The organism is Hydrogenophaga defluvii, from assembly GCF_042665235.1.
Classification (GTDB): domain Bacteria; phylum Pseudomonadota; class Gammaproteobacteria; order Burkholderiales; family Burkholderiaceae_C; genus Hydrogenophaga; species Hydrogenophaga defluvii_A.
On the sequence record NZ_JBHTBZ010000089.1, the window covers coordinates 69,403 to 82,287 of the forward strand.

The 12,885-nt window shown below is 65.8% G+C and carries 16 protein-coding genes; 4 read left to right on the plus strand and 12 right to left on the minus strand.

Going from position 1 to position 12,885, the window contains the following annotated elements; genetic code table 11:
- The first annotated feature begins 10 nt into the window (after positions 1-10).
- Positions 11-784 (plus strand): serine O-acetyltransferase, encoded by a 774-nt coding sequence (gene cysE / locus ACFQU0_RS21295; protein WP_382204189.1) that lies wholly within the window; start codon positions 11-13, stop codon positions 782-784.
- Between the two features lie 6 nt (positions 785-790).
- On the opposite strand, the gene ACFQU0_RS21300 is transcribed toward cysE, so the two are convergent.
- From ACFQU0_RS21300 to yjgA, 5 genes are read right to left on the minus strand one after another with little or no spacing between them, the layout of a single operon-like run.
- Positions 791-1,267 (minus strand): FKBP-type peptidyl-prolyl cis-trans isomerase, encoded by a 477-nt coding sequence (locus ACFQU0_RS21300; protein WP_382204191.1) that lies wholly within the window; start codon positions 1,265-1,267, stop codon positions 791-793.
- 14 nt (positions 1,268-1,281) lie between these two features.
- Entirely contained in the window at positions 1,282-1,533 is a 252-nt protein-coding gene (locus ACFQU0_RS21305; RefSeq protein WP_382204193.1) for a DUF2442 domain-containing protein, read from the minus strand.
- Complete coding sequence (locus ACFQU0_RS21310) at positions 1,517-1,759, minus strand: DUF4160 domain-containing protein (protein WP_382204195.1); 243 nt, start codon at positions 1,757-1,759, stop codon at positions 1,517-1,519. Before ACFQU0_RS21310 ends, ACFQU0_RS21305 begins: the two co-directional genes overlap by 17 nt.
- A gap of 13 nt (positions 1,760-1,772) precedes the next feature.
- On the minus strand, positions 1,773-2,381 hold the full coding sequence (gene mog / locus ACFQU0_RS21315; protein ID WP_382204197.1) for a molybdopterin adenylyltransferase: 609 nt from the start codon (positions 2,379-2,381) through the stop codon (positions 1,773-1,775).
- Positions 2,374-3,027: a ribosome biogenesis factor YjgA gene (yjgA, locus tag ACFQU0_RS21320; protein WP_382204199.1), complete on the minus strand. Its 654-nt coding sequence runs from the start codon at positions 3,025-3,027 to the stop codon at positions 2,374-2,376. Before yjgA ends, mog begins: the two co-directional genes overlap by 8 nt.
- A 56-nt stretch (positions 3,028-3,083) precedes the next feature.
- Between yjgA and pmbA the strand changes: the two genes are divergently transcribed.
- Together pmbA and ACFQU0_RS21330 are read left to right on the plus strand one after the other, a co-directional pair.
- Positions 3,084-4,526 carry a metalloprotease PmbA gene (gene pmbA / locus ACFQU0_RS21325; protein ID WP_382204201.1) on the plus strand — a complete coding sequence of 481 codons (1,443 nt, stop codon included), beginning with the start codon at positions 3,084-3,086 and terminating at the stop codon, positions 4,524-4,526.
- Positions 4,527-4,571: 45 nt separating this feature from the next.
- Positions 4,572-4,877 (plus strand): NIPSNAP family protein, encoded by a 306-nt coding sequence (locus ACFQU0_RS21330; RefSeq protein WP_382204203.1) that lies wholly within the window; start codon positions 4,572-4,574, stop codon positions 4,875-4,877.
- A gap of 128 nt (positions 4,878-5,005) precedes the next feature.
- Here ACFQU0_RS21330 and ACFQU0_RS21335 read toward each other — a convergent pair whose 3' ends face one another.
- From ACFQU0_RS21335 to ACFQU0_RS21365, 7 genes are all read right to left on the minus strand, one after another.
- Entirely contained in the window at positions 5,006-5,590 is a 585-nt protein-coding gene (locus ACFQU0_RS21335) for a chromate transporter (protein WP_382204204.1), read from the minus strand.
- Positions 5,587-6,165, minus strand: a complete 579-nt coding sequence (locus ACFQU0_RS21340; protein WP_382204206.1) for a chromate transporter — start codon at positions 6,163-6,165, stop codon at positions 5,587-5,589. The genes ACFQU0_RS21335 and ACFQU0_RS21340 overlap by 4 nt, the downstream gene beginning before the upstream one ends.
- A complete protein-coding gene (locus tag ACFQU0_RS21345; RefSeq protein WP_382204208.1) occupies positions 6,162-6,968 on the minus strand; it encodes a substrate-binding domain-containing protein in 807 nt (268 codons plus the stop codon). Before ACFQU0_RS21345 ends, ACFQU0_RS21340 begins: the two co-directional genes overlap by 4 nt.
- Before the next feature lie 27 nt (positions 6,969-6,995).
- A complete protein-coding gene (locus ACFQU0_RS21350) occupies positions 6,996-7,973 on the minus strand; it encodes a Bug family tripartite tricarboxylate transporter substrate binding protein (protein ID WP_382204209.1) in 978 nt (325 codons plus the stop codon).
- Between the two features lie 169 nt (positions 7,974-8,142).
- A complete protein-coding gene (gene tcuB, locus ACFQU0_RS21355) occupies positions 8,143-9,312 on the minus strand; it encodes a tricarballylate utilization 4Fe-4S protein TcuB (RefSeq protein WP_382204211.1) in 1,170 nt (389 codons plus the stop codon).
- Complete coding sequence (gene tcuA / locus ACFQU0_RS21360) at positions 9,299-10,714, minus strand: FAD-dependent tricarballylate dehydrogenase TcuA (RefSeq protein WP_382204213.1); 1,416 nt, start codon at positions 10,712-10,714, stop codon at positions 9,299-9,301. Before tcuA ends, tcuB begins: the two co-directional genes overlap by 14 nt.
- A gap of 100 nt (positions 10,715-10,814) precedes the next feature.
- Positions 10,815-11,708 carry a LysR family transcriptional regulator gene (locus ACFQU0_RS21365; RefSeq protein ID WP_382204215.1) on the minus strand — a complete coding sequence of 298 codons (894 nt, stop codon included), beginning with the start codon at positions 11,706-11,708 and terminating at the stop codon, positions 10,815-10,817.
- Between the two features lie 56 nt (positions 11,709-11,764).
- On the opposite strand from ACFQU0_RS21365, the gene ACFQU0_RS21370 reads away from it, so the two are divergent.
- Positions 11,765-12,658, plus strand: coding sequence for a DMT family transporter (locus tag ACFQU0_RS21370; RefSeq protein ID WP_382204216.1), 894 nt, complete (start codon positions 11,765-11,767; stop codon positions 12,656-12,658).
- Positions 12,659-12,885: the final 227 nt, after the last annotated feature.

Sequence of the window (12,885 nt, forward strand, 5' to 3'; positions counted from 1 at the left end):
TGTGCGCCCTATGTTTGAACGCACCCGGGCGGACATCCGCATCATCCTTGACCACGACCCCGCGGCCCGCAGCACCTGGGAGGTGCTGACCTGCTACCCCGGCCTGCATGCGCTGTTTCTGCACCGCCGCGCCCACGCCTGTTGGCATGCAGGCTTCAAGTGGCTGGGGCGTTTCATCTCGCACCTCTCGCGCTGGATGACGGGCATCGAAATTCACCCCGGCGCCAAGATCGCGCCCGGCGTGTTCATCGACCACGGCATGGGCGTGGTGATCGGTGAAACCGCCGAGGTGGGCGAGGGCACCACCATCTACCAGGGTGTCACGCTGGGTGGCACGTCACTCACCAAAGGCGCCAAACGCCACCCCACGCTGGGCCGCAACGTGGTGGTGGGCGCGGGCGCTAAGGTGCTGGGGGGCTTCACCGTGGGCGACAACGCCAAGGTGGGCAGCAACGCGGTGGTCACCAAACCGGTGCCGGCCGGCGCCACGGCGGTGGGCAACCCCGCACGCATCATCGCCGCCGAGGTGGACGCCAAGCGCGAAGAGGTCGCCTCCAAGATGGGCTTCTCGGCCTACGGTGTGACGCAGAACGACGACCCGTTGAGCCAGGCCATGCGCGGCCTGATCGACAACGCCGCCGGGCAGGAGCACCAGATTGCCATGTTGTGGCAAGCCATCGAGCGCCTGCAGGACTGCGTGAAAACGGGGGATTGTGTGCCCAAGGACGCCGCGCGAGAAGAGTGCTTTGAGGCCGACAAGCTCAACCAGCTCGTCGGCAAGTGAGTTTCTTCAGTGGTGGTGCCCGTGCGCGCCATGTGCATGGCCATGGGCGATTTCTTCTGCAATGGCCGCACGCACTGAAATCACTTTCAGCGCGAACTTGAGCGTCTGCCCGGCATAGGCGTGGTTGCCGTCCAGGTGCACGGTGTCGCCCTTGATTTTCTTGACGATGAACCACTGTTCGTGGCCACTGGCGTCATAGCCCTTGATCTCGCCACCCACCTTCACACCGGGCGGGAAGTCCTTCTTGGGCATGGTGGTCACCAGGCTCTCATCACGCGGGCCGAAGGCGTCTTCGGGGGGCAGCGTCAGCGTGGTCTGAAAGCCGGCTTCCTTGCCCTCCAGCTCGGCTTCCACGCGGGGCAGCGTGTTGCCATAACCACCGTGCAGGTAGGCGCGGGGTTCTTTGCCGTCTTCAAGCAACTTGCCTTGGGCGTCGGTGACCTTGAAGGTCATGGTGACCACGGTGTTTTTGGTGATGTGCATAGGTGTTTGGGTGTTCACGCGTGAGCGGCATGGCCGCTGCGGGTCAGATCGGCTCGGCCGGCCAGGAGACCCTGAATAGAAATGTCTTCGTCCAATGCGTCCCAGTGAAGCCCATTGGCGCTCAAGGCCACCTCGGCACGTTGCTCGGGCGATGCCTGCAGCAGCCGCGGGAACCAGGCCAAAGGCGCGGCGATGGTGCGCCCGTCGTTGAGCAGCACCCAAAGGGTGTCTTCATCGATGCGCACCGATTTAGGCGAAGTGTTCATGCCATGCCCTTTCAATCAAGTCGGCGTTGTCGATCACCACGCCGTGCAGTTCGCGCAGGGTCTTGGCGTCGAAACCCACACTGTCTGCCAGCAGCACGGCGGGCGACAGCCAGAATTTTGCCTCACCTTCGGCGCTGCGCACATGGATGTGCAGGGCTTCGCGGGGGTGCCCTTCGTTGGAGTAGAAGAAAAAACGAAAATCCTTGTGACGCAGAACGACGGGCATGGCAGGCGCTGTATCAGCGCGAGGGGCGCACGGCGGATTTGGGCCGAAAGGCCTTGCAGACGTCGTCGTGGGTGTCGAGGTAAGGGCCGCCGAGGAGGTCGATGCAATAAGGCACAGCGGCAAAAATGCCGTTCACCTTCTGGGTGCCGTCGGCGTTCTTCAAACCCTCCAGCGTCTCGGCAATGGCCTTGGGCTGGCCGGGCAGGTTGATGATCAGACTTTTGTCGCGGATCACGGCGACCTGGCGCGAGAGGATGGCGGTGGGCACAAAGGCCAGGCTGATCTGGCGCATCTGTTCACCAAAACCCGGCATCTCTTTGTGCGCCACGGCCAGCGTGGCCTCGGGCGTCACGTCGCGCAGCGCGGGGCCAGTGCCGCCGGTGGTCAACACCAGGGCACAACCGGCGTTCACCAGGTCGATCAGCGTCTGGCTGATGGTGGCCTGCTCGTCGGGGATGAGGCGTGGCTCGAAGGTGAGCGGGTTCTTGAGCGCACGCGCCAGCCAGTCCTGCAGCGCGGGCAAACCTTTGTCTTCGTAGACGCCGCTGCTGGCGCGGTCGCTGATGGAGACGATGCCGATGCGCACGGCATCGAAGGTGGCAGTTGGTGGGGTGTCACTCATGGTCGGTATCGGTTTCGTCGGCGCTGTCGTCTTCGCTGTCGTTGCCCCGCAAGGTCGCACGCACCAGCCGGAAGATTTCGCGGTAGGACTTGCCGTGGCGCACCGCCTCACCTGGGCGTTCTTTCACGCCCTGGGCGTCCTTGCGGGCCTGGCGGATGAGGGTGCGCAGGCGCTGCACATCGGTGTTGGGGAAGGCGGCGAGCCAGTCGGTCAGCGCGTCTTCTTCGGCGATCAGGCGGTCGCGCCACTGTTCTGCCTGGTGCAGCGCCAAAGACTCCTCGGCCGAGCCTTTGTGCTGTTCGTCCAGCGCGGCCTGGGCAGCGGTCACGGTGTCCTCGTCGAGCTGGCGCATGAGCTTGCCGATGAACTGCATGTGGCGGCGCCGGCCTTCAAAGTTGGTGATGCGTTTGGCTTCGGCCAGGGCATCGAGCAGCTTGTCGGACAGGCCCAACTTGGCGAGCAGGTCGGCGCGCAGCGTCACCAGGGCTTCGCCCAGCGCCTGGCGGCGGTCGCTTTCTTTTTTGAGATCGGTGCGACTCAGTTCAACCGAGCCCTTGAGTTCGCGCTTGAGCTCCAGGTCGAGCTCGCTGCCTTCGGCCACGAAGTGGCCTCGGACGTAATAACCTTTGGTGGGTTTTCGGGACATGGTCTTTGGGGAATCCTCGCGGCCCGGCGGACAGCGGCAAGTATCATAGCCGCGCCATGAAGAAAACCCCCACCCGCGCCGTTTCGCCCACCGCAGCCCCTTCCCGGTCCATCGATCCCCAACAACCCGGCCCGGGTTTCCAGTACGCCCGGGCGCAGTTCGAAGCGCTGGCCGATGTGGCCTTGAGCCATGCCAAACACCTGGGGGCGGCCGACGCCGGGGTGGAGGTGTCCGAGGGGGCGGGCCTGAGCGTGTCGGTGCGCAAGGGCGAGCTGGAGAACGTGGAGCGCAACCGCGACAAATCGCTGGGCGTGACCGTCTACCTGGGCCAGCGGCGCGGCAACGCGTCTACCTCCGACTTCTCGCCCGACGCTGTGCGCCAGACGGTGCAGGCGGCCTACGACATCGCCCGTTTCACCGCCGAAGACCCGGTGGCCGGCTTGCCCGACCCCGAGGACGTGGCCGACGAATACCCCGACCTCGACCTCTTTCACCCCTGGGCCATCGACTCGGCCGAGGCCGCGCGCATCGCGCTGGCCTGCGAGGCGGCGGCCTTTGCCACCAGCAAGAAAATCACCAACAGCGAGGGCGCGGGCGTGTCGGCCCAGCAGTCGCATTTTTTTGCTGAACACATGCGCGGCGGCGAACGCCGCATGACCGGCATCTTCAGCGGCGGCTATGCGAGTTCGCGCCACAGCCTCTCCGTGGCCCCCATCGCCGGCAAAGGCAAACACATGCAGCGCGACGCCTGGTACAGCTCCATGCGTGCGCCCGAGCAGCTGGCGAGCCCCGAGGCGGTGGGCCGCTACGCCGCCGAGCGCGCGCTGGCCCGCCTGCACGGTCGCAAGATCGCCACCACCGAATGCCCGGTGCTGTTCGAAGCCCCGCTGGCCGCCGGCCTGCTGGGCGCCTACGTGCAGGCCACGAGCGGTGGCGCGCTGTACCGCAAGACCACCTTCCTGAACGAGAGCCTGGGCAAACAGGTGCTGAGCAAACACATCGACATCGTGGAAGACCCCTTCCAGATGCGCGGCAAAGGCAGCGCGCCGTTTGACGACGAAGGTGTGCGCACCGCCAAGCGCAAGGTGCTCAGCGCCGGCAAGGTGTTGGGCTACTTCCTCAGCACCTACTCGGCGCGCAAGCTGGGCATGCGCACCACCGGCAACGCCGGTGGCTCGCACAACCTGGTGATGACCAGCCGCCTGACCCAGCCGGGCGACACCCTCGACGAGATGCTGCGCAAGCTGGGCACCGGCCTGTTCGTCACCGAGCTCATGGGCCAGGGCGTGAACTACGTCACCGGCGATTACTCGCGCGGCGCGGCCGGCTACTGGGTTGAAAACGGTGTCATTGCCTACCCGGTGGAAGAGATCACCATCGCCGGCAACATGCGCGACATGTTCAAGCAGATCGAGGCCATTGGCGCCGACGCCTACGCCTACGGCGCCAAAACCGTGGGCTCCATCCTCATCGGCAAGATGAAAGTTGCTGGGAACTGACCAGGTTCTAGCCTGTCAGGCGCAAAAACAAGGGAGCAGATTCAAATGATCACGTGTTACTTGAAGTACATCATCGACCCCTTCAAGCTCAAAGAGTTTGAGCATTACGGGCGTTTGTGGATTCCGCTGGTGGAAAAACTGGGTGGCCAACACCACGGGTACTTCCTTCCTTCGGAGGGCGCAAACGACGTGGCGTTGGCCTTGTTCAGTTTTCCGTCGCTTGCCGAATATGAGTTGTACAGGCAGCGGTCATTTCAGGACGCTGATTGCCTGGCCGCGTTCAAGTACGCAGAAGAAACGCGGTGCGTGATCAGCCACGAACGCAGCTTTTTCCGACCGGTATTTGATTGAGTGGGTGCGGCCGACGCTCGGGCGCTCGCCTGCGGTCGGTTTCCCCGAATATCGCTTCCTTTGTTCGTGAGCAAGAAGGCTGCTGGCCCCTTCATCCAGAGCGGTCGCGTCGTTGCCACAGCGTGTTTTTAGACCCAACCCAGGGCACCCAGCGCGGCGCCCACGGCCAGCATCCACAGCAGGTGCAGGCGGGTGCGCCAAATGAGCAAGGCGCTGCCCAGGGTCAGCAGCCACAGGCCCGCGTCCAGCCGGGGGGTGCCGCTGGCACGGCCCAGCAACCAACTGGTGGCCAGCAGCACGCCCACCACAATGGGCGCCATGCCTTGGCGAAAGGATTGCACGCCCAGCTGCTCGCGGTGCCGCTGGCACCAGCGCGTGGCCCACACCGTCAACAGCGAACTGGGGGCGAGCACGCCCAGGGTGCAGATCAGTGCGCCCGCAGTGGAGAGCAGGGCGGTGAGCACCGCGCCCGCCTGCGGGCCGGCCGCGTTGTGGCCCACGTTCCAGCCCACCAGGGCGATGAACAACACATTGGGGCCCGGCGCGGCCTGCGCCAGCGTGACCGACTGGGTGAACTGCAAATCGGTCAGCCAGCGCTGGTCGGTGGCCAGAAAGCGGTGCAGATCGGGCACCAGGGTGATGGCACCTCCCACCGCCAGCAACGAGATCGACAGGTGGTAGAGCAGCAGATGCGCCCAGTCGGCCAGGTTCATGGTGCCCGCTTCCGGTGCAATGCATTGGCGGTGAGCAGGCAGGCCAGTCCGCCCACGCCTAGCACGATGAGGTGCAGCCCCAGGTGCAGCACCACCACCCCGAGGAAAGAGAGCGCGGCCAGCAGCAGCACCAGCACAAAACCCAGCACGTGCCCGCGCAAGCTGGTCAGCAGCTTGAGGCCGGCACCGGCCATCAAGCCCGCCGCCACCGCGCCCATGCCACGCAGCGCGCCGGCCACCAGCGGCTGATCTGCCCCTTGCGTGAACAAGGTGCCCAGGGCCAGCAACAGCAGCATGGGCAAGGCCAGCAGCCCAGCCAGGGCGGTGGCCGCGCCACGCCAACCCGCGTGGCGGTCACCGAACATCAGGGCCAGGTTGCACACGTTGGGGCCGGGCATCACCTGCGCCACGGCCCAGTCTTCCAGAAACTCGGCTTCGGTGAGCCAGCGGCGTTTGTCCACCAGCTCGCGGTGCACCACCGCCAACACCCCGCCAAAACCTTGCAGCGACAGCCAGGAGAAGGCCCAGAACAGCTCGCCCAGGCTGCGCGGGGCCGGGCGGGCGGTGGGGCTCACTTTGCGGCGCCCGCCGTGCCTTGGGCCACCGGGTCCAGCCCTGTGGCGCGCACGGTTTCGGCCACGGCGGGCGAGGTCAGGAAGTGCAGCAGCTGGCGCGCCAGTTCGGGTTGTTGTGCGCCTTGCACCAAACCGGCCGAGAAGAAGATGGTTTGTTGGACCTCGTCGGGCAGGGTGCCAATGAAATCCAGCTCCTTGAAATAGATGAGCTCACTCACCTGCTGGAAGCCCAGCTCCGCGTCGCCCCGCGCCACCACCGCGCCCACCCGTTCGCTGAGGATCTTTTTGCCGGTCTGGGCCAGGCGTTCCTGCACGCCCAGCTTGGCGAACAGTTCGGTGGACAGGTAGGTGCCACTTGCACTGGCCGAGTAGGCCACGGATGAGGCGTTCAGCAGCGTCTGCTTCAAGGCGGCCACGGTGCTGATGTCGGGCTTGGGCGTGCCCTTGCGCACGGCCGCGCCGATCTGCGATCGCACGATGTCCACGCGCGAGCCGGGCACCAGCTTGCCGTCCTTCATCAGCGCCTCCAGCCCACCTTCGGACAGGATGACCATGTCGAACGACTCACCGCGCGCGAAGCGGCTGGGAATCGAGTCGGGGGCGTTGCCGATGGACGCACCGTACGAGCTGATGACCCGATGGCCGGTGGCGGCCTCGAACATGGGAACCAGTTTTTTGTACGCCTCGGTGAAGGCGCCGGAGGTGACGACGCGGATGTCGGCAGCCAGTGCGGCCTGGGCCGTCAGCAAAGCCAGCAGCAGCCCGCCCACCACGCGGCGGGTGAGGGTGGATGTGAAACGCATGGTGTGTCTCCTCTTTGGGGTATGGCGTTACTGCACCGAAATCTTGCGGTCGCGGATCACGCGGCCCCAGGTGACGGATTCGCGCTCGATTTCCTTGGCCAGCTCCTCGCGGGTGCCGGGCTGGGGCGGCATGCCGTGGGCGTTGAGCTCGTTGATCACCTCGGGGTTCTTCAGCACCTTGACCAGCTCGGTGTTCCAGCGGTCGAGCATGGCCGTGGGCACCTTGGACGAGGCCACGAAGGCGTACCAGTTGGTGGCGCTGTAGCCCGGGAAACCGGACTCGGCGATGGTGGGCACCTGCGGCAGTTGTGGCAGGCGCTTGGCCCCCGTGCTGGCCAGCGGAACCAGCTTGCCGCTCTGGATGTGCGGTTGTGCGGTGTTCAGCGTCGAGAAGTACGCGGCCACACGACCACCCAGCAGGTCTTGCAGTGCCGGGGCACCGCCTTTGTAGGGCACGTGCAGGGTGTCGATCTTGGCCATGTCATCCAGCAGCTCGCCGGCCAGGTGCGAGGCCGAGCCGTTGCCGGTGGAGGCATAGTCCAACTTGCCAGGGTTGGCCTTGGCAAACGCGACGTACTCGGCAATGGTCTTGATCTTGGTGCCCGAATGCACCACCAGCACGTTGGGGAAGTTCACGCCCATGGTGATGGGCGCCAGGTCCTTCACCGGGTCGTAGGGCAGCTTCATCAGGTGCTGTGCGATGGACAGCGGGCCCACCGAGCCGAACAGCAACACGCTGCCGTCGGCATTGCCCTGGGCCACGTACTGGTGCGCGATGTTGCCGCCCGCGCCCGGCTTGTTGTCGATGACCACCGGCACGCCGATGTTGTCGCCCAGCTTCTTGGCGATGATGCGCGCCGCCGCGTCGGCCGCGCCGCCGGCCGCGAAGCCGACCACGATGGTCACCGGCTTCTTGGGCGGAAAGTCCTGGGCCTGGGCCCAGGGCGCGGCGAGTGCCAGCAGCGCCGCGCAGGCGGCCGTGGTGAGGATGTGGCGTTTGTTCATGTCATGTCTCCGTGGTGGGGTGGGGAAGGGGTCCGGCGTGTTGTCCGCATCGGCTGACGCAACCCATTCCGGGGGACACCGCCGGGCCGGCTTTGCCGGACGGCTGGTGTCGCCCCCTTGAGGGGGGATGCGGCCACGCGAAGCGGGCAAGCGACGGGGGTGGGGTAGGTCAGTCGGCGCCCAGGCCGATGGGGTTGGGCTGGCGTTTTTCCACCGCATGGCGCAAGAGCGCTGCGGTGCGGAACACGCCGTGGGCGAACTTGCCGTAGGGCAGGGTGGCGAACAGGGCCATCACAGCGCCTAGGTGCAGGCACAGCAGCAGCGGCAGGGCGGCGCTGCCACGCCCCAGCCACAGCGCCAGGCCACTGGCACTGGTGAGGAAGAGCAGGGCGATGAAGCCCAGGTCCATGGGCTTTTGTTTTGCATCGCCGTGCGCGGGGTGACGGCGGCGGTTCAGGTGCCACAGGCCAGCCGTGCCCACCATCAGGCTGAGGCCGCCGACAGCGCCGAGCAGCTTGGGCAAAGAGGGCAGCTCGTATGGTGCGACCCAGCCGAACACGTAGTGGTAAATGGTGGCCACGCTGGTGGCAGCAAAACACAACAGGAAGCCGTAGAATGTGAGGTGGTGGAAGCGCCGGCGCGACAACGTGTAGGCGTCGTCGTTGTTGTGGCAACCGTCGCCATGACCCCCGTCAAGGTATTTGAGGCGCAGCACGTCGTGGGTGGCCTCGGCCGAGGCCGGCAGGCTCAAGGGTGCACCGCTGGTGGCGGGCGACACGTCGCGCCAGAAGCGGCGCACGCCCATGCCCAGCGCGAACACCACGAACAGGAACACCGGTGCGAACAGGCCCACCAGCAGGTTGTGCGGGAAGATGGCGTAGAAGCCGCCCGCACCCACCGCGCCCCACAGGCGACCTTGGGTGGCCACCGCCAGCACCAGGAACAGGGCCAGTGCGGCGGCCAGGGCCACCGACAGCGTGAGACCGTTGCGTTGGTACAGCTTGCCCAGCGCCGGTGGCCAGGCGTAGTCGGCGTAGGTTTGGCCTCGCACCTGGGCCATGGCCTGCGGCACGTTGATGGCAAATTCGTGCGGCGGCGCGTACTGGCAGGCGTGCAGGCAGGCACCGCAGTTGTGGCACAGGTTGGCCAGGAAGTGCACGTCGGCCTTGCCGAATTCGAGCCGGCGCGTCATGGCCGGGAACACGGCGCAAAAGCCTTCGCAATAGCGGCAGGCGTTGCAGATCGTCATCTGGCGCGCGACCTCGGCTTCGGGCGCGGTCACGATCTCGCCGTTGGCCAGGGCGCGCGCGTCGCGGGTGAGGGCTTCAAGCGCTTGCATGTGGGCGTGCTCCAGTGTTGAGGGCGGCATGTGCTGCATTGCTGCCGGCGATGCGGCCAAAGGCGGTGCCGATCGACATGCCCACGCCCGCGGTGTAGCCCTGGCCCAGCACGTTGCCGGCCATCATTTCGCCGGCCACGAACAGGTTGTTGCTGGGCTGGCCGCCAAAGCGCACGGCGGCGGTGTCGTCGGTGTGCAGGCCCAGGTAGGTGAAGGTCACGCCTGGGCGCACGGCGTAGGCGTAGAAAGGAGCGGTGTCGATGGGGCGGGCCCAGTGGGTTTTAGGCGGCGCCAGGCCTTCGGTGTGGCAGTTGTCCAGCTGGGTGTGGTCGAACTGGCCCTGCACGCAGGCCGCGTTGTAGCTGCCCAGCGTGGCCATGAAGGTGTCCACGTCCAGGCCCAGTTGCTGCGCCAATTCAGGCAAGGTGTTGGCCTTCACGCCCGGGAACACCGGGGGCATGAAGCGGCCGATGGCCTTGGCGTCGATGATGGAGTAGGCGATCTGCCCCGGCTGCTGGGCCACCAGGCGACCCCAGATGGCGTAGCGCTTGGGCCAGAAGTCCTCGCCCTCGTCGTAGAAGCGCCGCGCCTCCCGATTGACCACCACGCCCAGCGACACGCAGTCGATGCGGGTGCAGATGCCACCGTCGTACAGCGGCGCGCGGGCGTCGATGGCCACCATGTGGGCCTGGGTCGGGTCGCCAATGCCGTCGGCCTGGTGGTCGTCCAAAAGGTGCTTGAGCAACACGCCCTGGTTGTAGGCCGTGCCACGGATCAGGAAGTTGTCGGCTGGCCATTCGCCGCGCGCGTTTTGGCCCCAGGCCTCGCGCAGCCACTCGCGGTTGGATTCGAAGCCGCCAGCCGCCAGCACGCAGGTCTTGGCGGTGATGCGTTCGCCTTTCACATGGGCGGCCACGAAGCGCCCATTCTCGATTTCCAGCCGGTCCACCGGCGATTCGTAGCGGATTTGCACACCCAGCCGTTCGGCGCTGCGGTAGTAGGCATTGACCAGCGCCTTGCCGCCACCCATGAAAAAGGCGTTGGTGCGGGCCACGTGCAGCGCACCCGACAGCGGCGGCTGGAAGTGCACGCCGTGGCGGCGCATCCAGTCGCGGCAGGTGGACGAGGCGCGGATGGTCAGGCGCGCCAGGTGTTCGTTGGTGCGCCCGCCGGTGACCTTGAGCAGGTCTTGCCAGTACTCTTCTTCCGGGTAGGCATCGACCAGCACGTCTTGCGGCGCGTCGTGCATGCAGCGCAGGTTGCGGGTGTGGCCCGAGTTACCGCCGCGCCAGGCGCGCGGTGCGGCTTCGAGCAGCAGCACCCGGGCCCCCGCTTCGGCGGCCATGAGGGCCGCGCAGAGGGCGGCGTTGCCGCCGCCGATGACCAGCACATCTGTGCCCATGAGAACTTGCCTCCAGTTGGAATGGAGCGAATTCTCTTAGTTGGTCATTGTTTTGATAAATGAAACCTGGGTTAAGACTATTGCGTTTGACGCATGAACGTCAAATCTTGAATGACATGCCACGCAGCAGCATATGGAAGGCCTCTGCCGCAGGCGACAACCCGCCACGCTGGCGTTGCAGCAACACCACCTTGCGTTTGACCGAGGGTTGCACCAGCGGAATTTTGAGGACGTTCGGGCGGTCGCCGGTCTTGAAGGTGGACGACGGCAGGATGGCGCTGCCCACCCCGGCTGCCACCAGGTTGACGGCGGTGGCGTGGTGCTGCACCTCGTAGTTGCCGTGCAGGCGTATGCCGCGCTTGGCCAGTTGGTAGTCCATGAACACCCGGGTGGCCATGAAGCTGCTCACACCAATCAGCTCGGCATCGCGCATGTCGCGCCAGCTCACGGTCTTGTGGTGCTGCAAAGGGTGGGGTGTGTGGCAGAGGAAGACCAGTGGGTCGGCGAACAACACGGTTTCCGACAGGTCGGGGTGTTTGTCGCCAGCCACCGCAATGCCCAGCTCGGCCTGGCCGTTGAGCACCGCTTCGCGCACCTCGTTGGAGGCGCCGTCGAGCAGGCGGATGCGGTTGTCGGGGTACTGGCTGGCGTAGCGGCGAATGACCTCGGGCAGCACGTGCGAGGTCATGGAGGGAATACAAGCCAGCGTGAAGTTGCCGCGCGCGTTCTGCGACATGTCCTTCAAACGTTCCACCGCCGCCGTCATCTCGAACACGATGTGCCGCGCCTTGGGCAGGAATTCTTTGCCCACGGCGGTGAGGTCCACCCGCCGTGTGGTGCGGTCCAGCAGCATGAGGCCGAGGTAGGCCTCCAGTTTTTGGATGCGACGGGTGAGCGCGGTTTGGGTGATGTGCAGTTGTTCGGCGGCCTTGTTGAAGCCGCCCAGCTCGGCCACCAGCACAAAGGCCTGCACGCCATCGAAATCGATTTTCATGGCCCATGGTATGACACGGCGACAATGTTGGGTTCGCCCTGCCGCCGATTGAACCCATGCCCGTCGAATCCCTGGCCTTGCTGGCCGCTGCCTGCTGGGCCACGGCCAGCCTGTTTTCTGCCACCGCATCTGCTCACATGGGGGCATTCGCCTTCACGCGCTGGCGCATGGTGTTTGCCTCGTTGATCCTGTGGGCCATCGTTTCCTTCACCGGCGGCTGGCGCAGCCTGGCCTGGGACGGCGTGGGCTTGCTGGTGGTTTCCGGCCTCATTGGCATCTTCGTGGGTGACACGGCCTTGTTTGCCTGCATGAACCGCCTGGGCCCGCGCCGTTCGGGCATCCTTTTTGCCACCCATGCGCTGTTTTCGGCGGTGTTGGCCTGGGCCTTTCTGGGCGAGCGCATCCAGGGCTTCGCCCTGCTGGGCAGTGCCTTGCTGGTGGGCGGTGTCATGACGGCCATTGCCTTTGGCAAACGCGAGGACGAAGCCCACCGCTGGGAGGCCACGCGCGGGCGCCTTGCGGTGGGCGTGGCGCTGGGCCTCACGTCGGCACTCGGGCAGTCGGTGGGCACCCTCATCCTCAAGCCCTTGATGAGCACCGGCGTGGACCCCATGGCCGCGTCTGCGGTGCGCATGACAGCGGGATTTGGCGCCCATGCCCTGCTGTGGCTCAGCGGCTGGCAGCTGGCGCGCAACCGCGCGCACCTGAACGTGCGCGATCTGGGCTTCACCTTCGTCAGTGCGGCCGTGGCCCTGGCGCTGGGCATGACACTGATCTTGCAGGCCTTGGCCCACGGCAGTGCGGGCCTGGTGGGCCTGTTGTCGTCGGTGTCCCCGGTGCTGTTGTTGCCCTTGTTGTGGTGGGTCTATGGCCGGCGGCCTGCCGCTGGTGCCTGGGGCGGGGCGGTGTTGGCCGTGGTGGGGTGTGGGCTGATCCTGGGGCGGTGGTGAAGGAGGATCGTGATGGTGTTGTCACTCAAACTGCAAAATTGTGATCATTGAATATTTGCATTCACGGCAACTGCGACACTTTTTCTCGTAAAAAATGCGAACAATGCTCGTTTCGTTGACCTCGACTGACTTTGCTTGATACTCTGTGCGCCCCGGCTGCACATGGCCGGGCGCTGTTTCAGGGAGAGCAACATGGCCGCAGAGCCGCACCGTCCGGGCCAGACCTT

Coding starts and splice junctions, on each gene's coding strand:
- cysE (WP_382204189.1), top strand. CDS start 11: ATGTTTGAACGCACCCGGGCGGACATCCGCATCATCCTTGACCACGAC.
- ACFQU0_RS21300 (WP_382204191.1), bottom strand. CDS start 1,267: ATGCACATCACCAAAAACACCGTGGTCACCATGACCTTCAAGGTCACC.
- ACFQU0_RS21305 (WP_382204193.1), bottom strand. CDS start 1,533: ATGAACACTTCGCCTAAATCGGTGCGCATCGATGAAGACACCCTTTGG.
- ACFQU0_RS21310 (WP_382204195.1), bottom strand. CDS start 1,759: ATGCCCGTCGTTCTGCGTCACAAGGATTTTCGTTTTTTCTTCTACTCC.
- mog (WP_382204197.1), bottom strand. CDS start 2,381: ATGAGTGACACCCCACCAACTGCCACCTTCGATGCCGTGCGCATCGGC.
- yjgA (WP_382204199.1), bottom strand. CDS start 3,027: ATGTCCCGAAAACCCACCAAAGGTTATTACGTCCGAGGCCACTTCGTG.
- pmbA (WP_382204201.1), top strand. CDS start 3,084: ATGAAGAAAACCCCCACCCGCGCCGTTTCGCCCACCGCAGCCCCTTCC.
- ACFQU0_RS21330 (WP_382204203.1), top strand. CDS start 4,572: ATGATCACGTGTTACTTGAAGTACATCATCGACCCCTTCAAGCTCAAA.
- ACFQU0_RS21335 (WP_382204204.1), bottom strand. CDS start 5,590: ATGAACCTGGCCGACTGGGCGCATCTGCTGCTCTACCACCTGTCGATC.
- ACFQU0_RS21345 (WP_382204208.1), bottom strand. CDS start 6,968: ATGCGTTTCACATCCACCCTCACCCGCCGCGTGGTGGGCGGGCTGCTG.
- ACFQU0_RS21350 (WP_382204209.1), bottom strand. CDS start 7,973: ATGAACAAACGCCACATCCTCACCACGGCCGCCTGCGCGGCGCTGCTG.
- tcuB (WP_382204211.1), bottom strand. CDS start 9,312: ATGCAAGCGCTTGAAGCCCTCACCCGCGACGCGCGCGCCCTGGCCAAC.
- tcuA (WP_382204213.1), bottom strand. CDS start 10,714: ATGGGCACAGATGTGCTGGTCATCGGCGGCGGCAACGCCGCCCTCTGC.
- ACFQU0_RS21365 (WP_382204215.1), bottom strand. CDS start 11,708: ATGAAAATCGATTTCGATGGCGTGCAGGCCTTTGTGCTGGTGGCCGAG.
- ACFQU0_RS21370 (WP_382204216.1), top strand. CDS start 11,765: ATGCCCGTCGAATCCCTGGCCTTGCTGGCCGCTGCCTGCTGGGCCACG.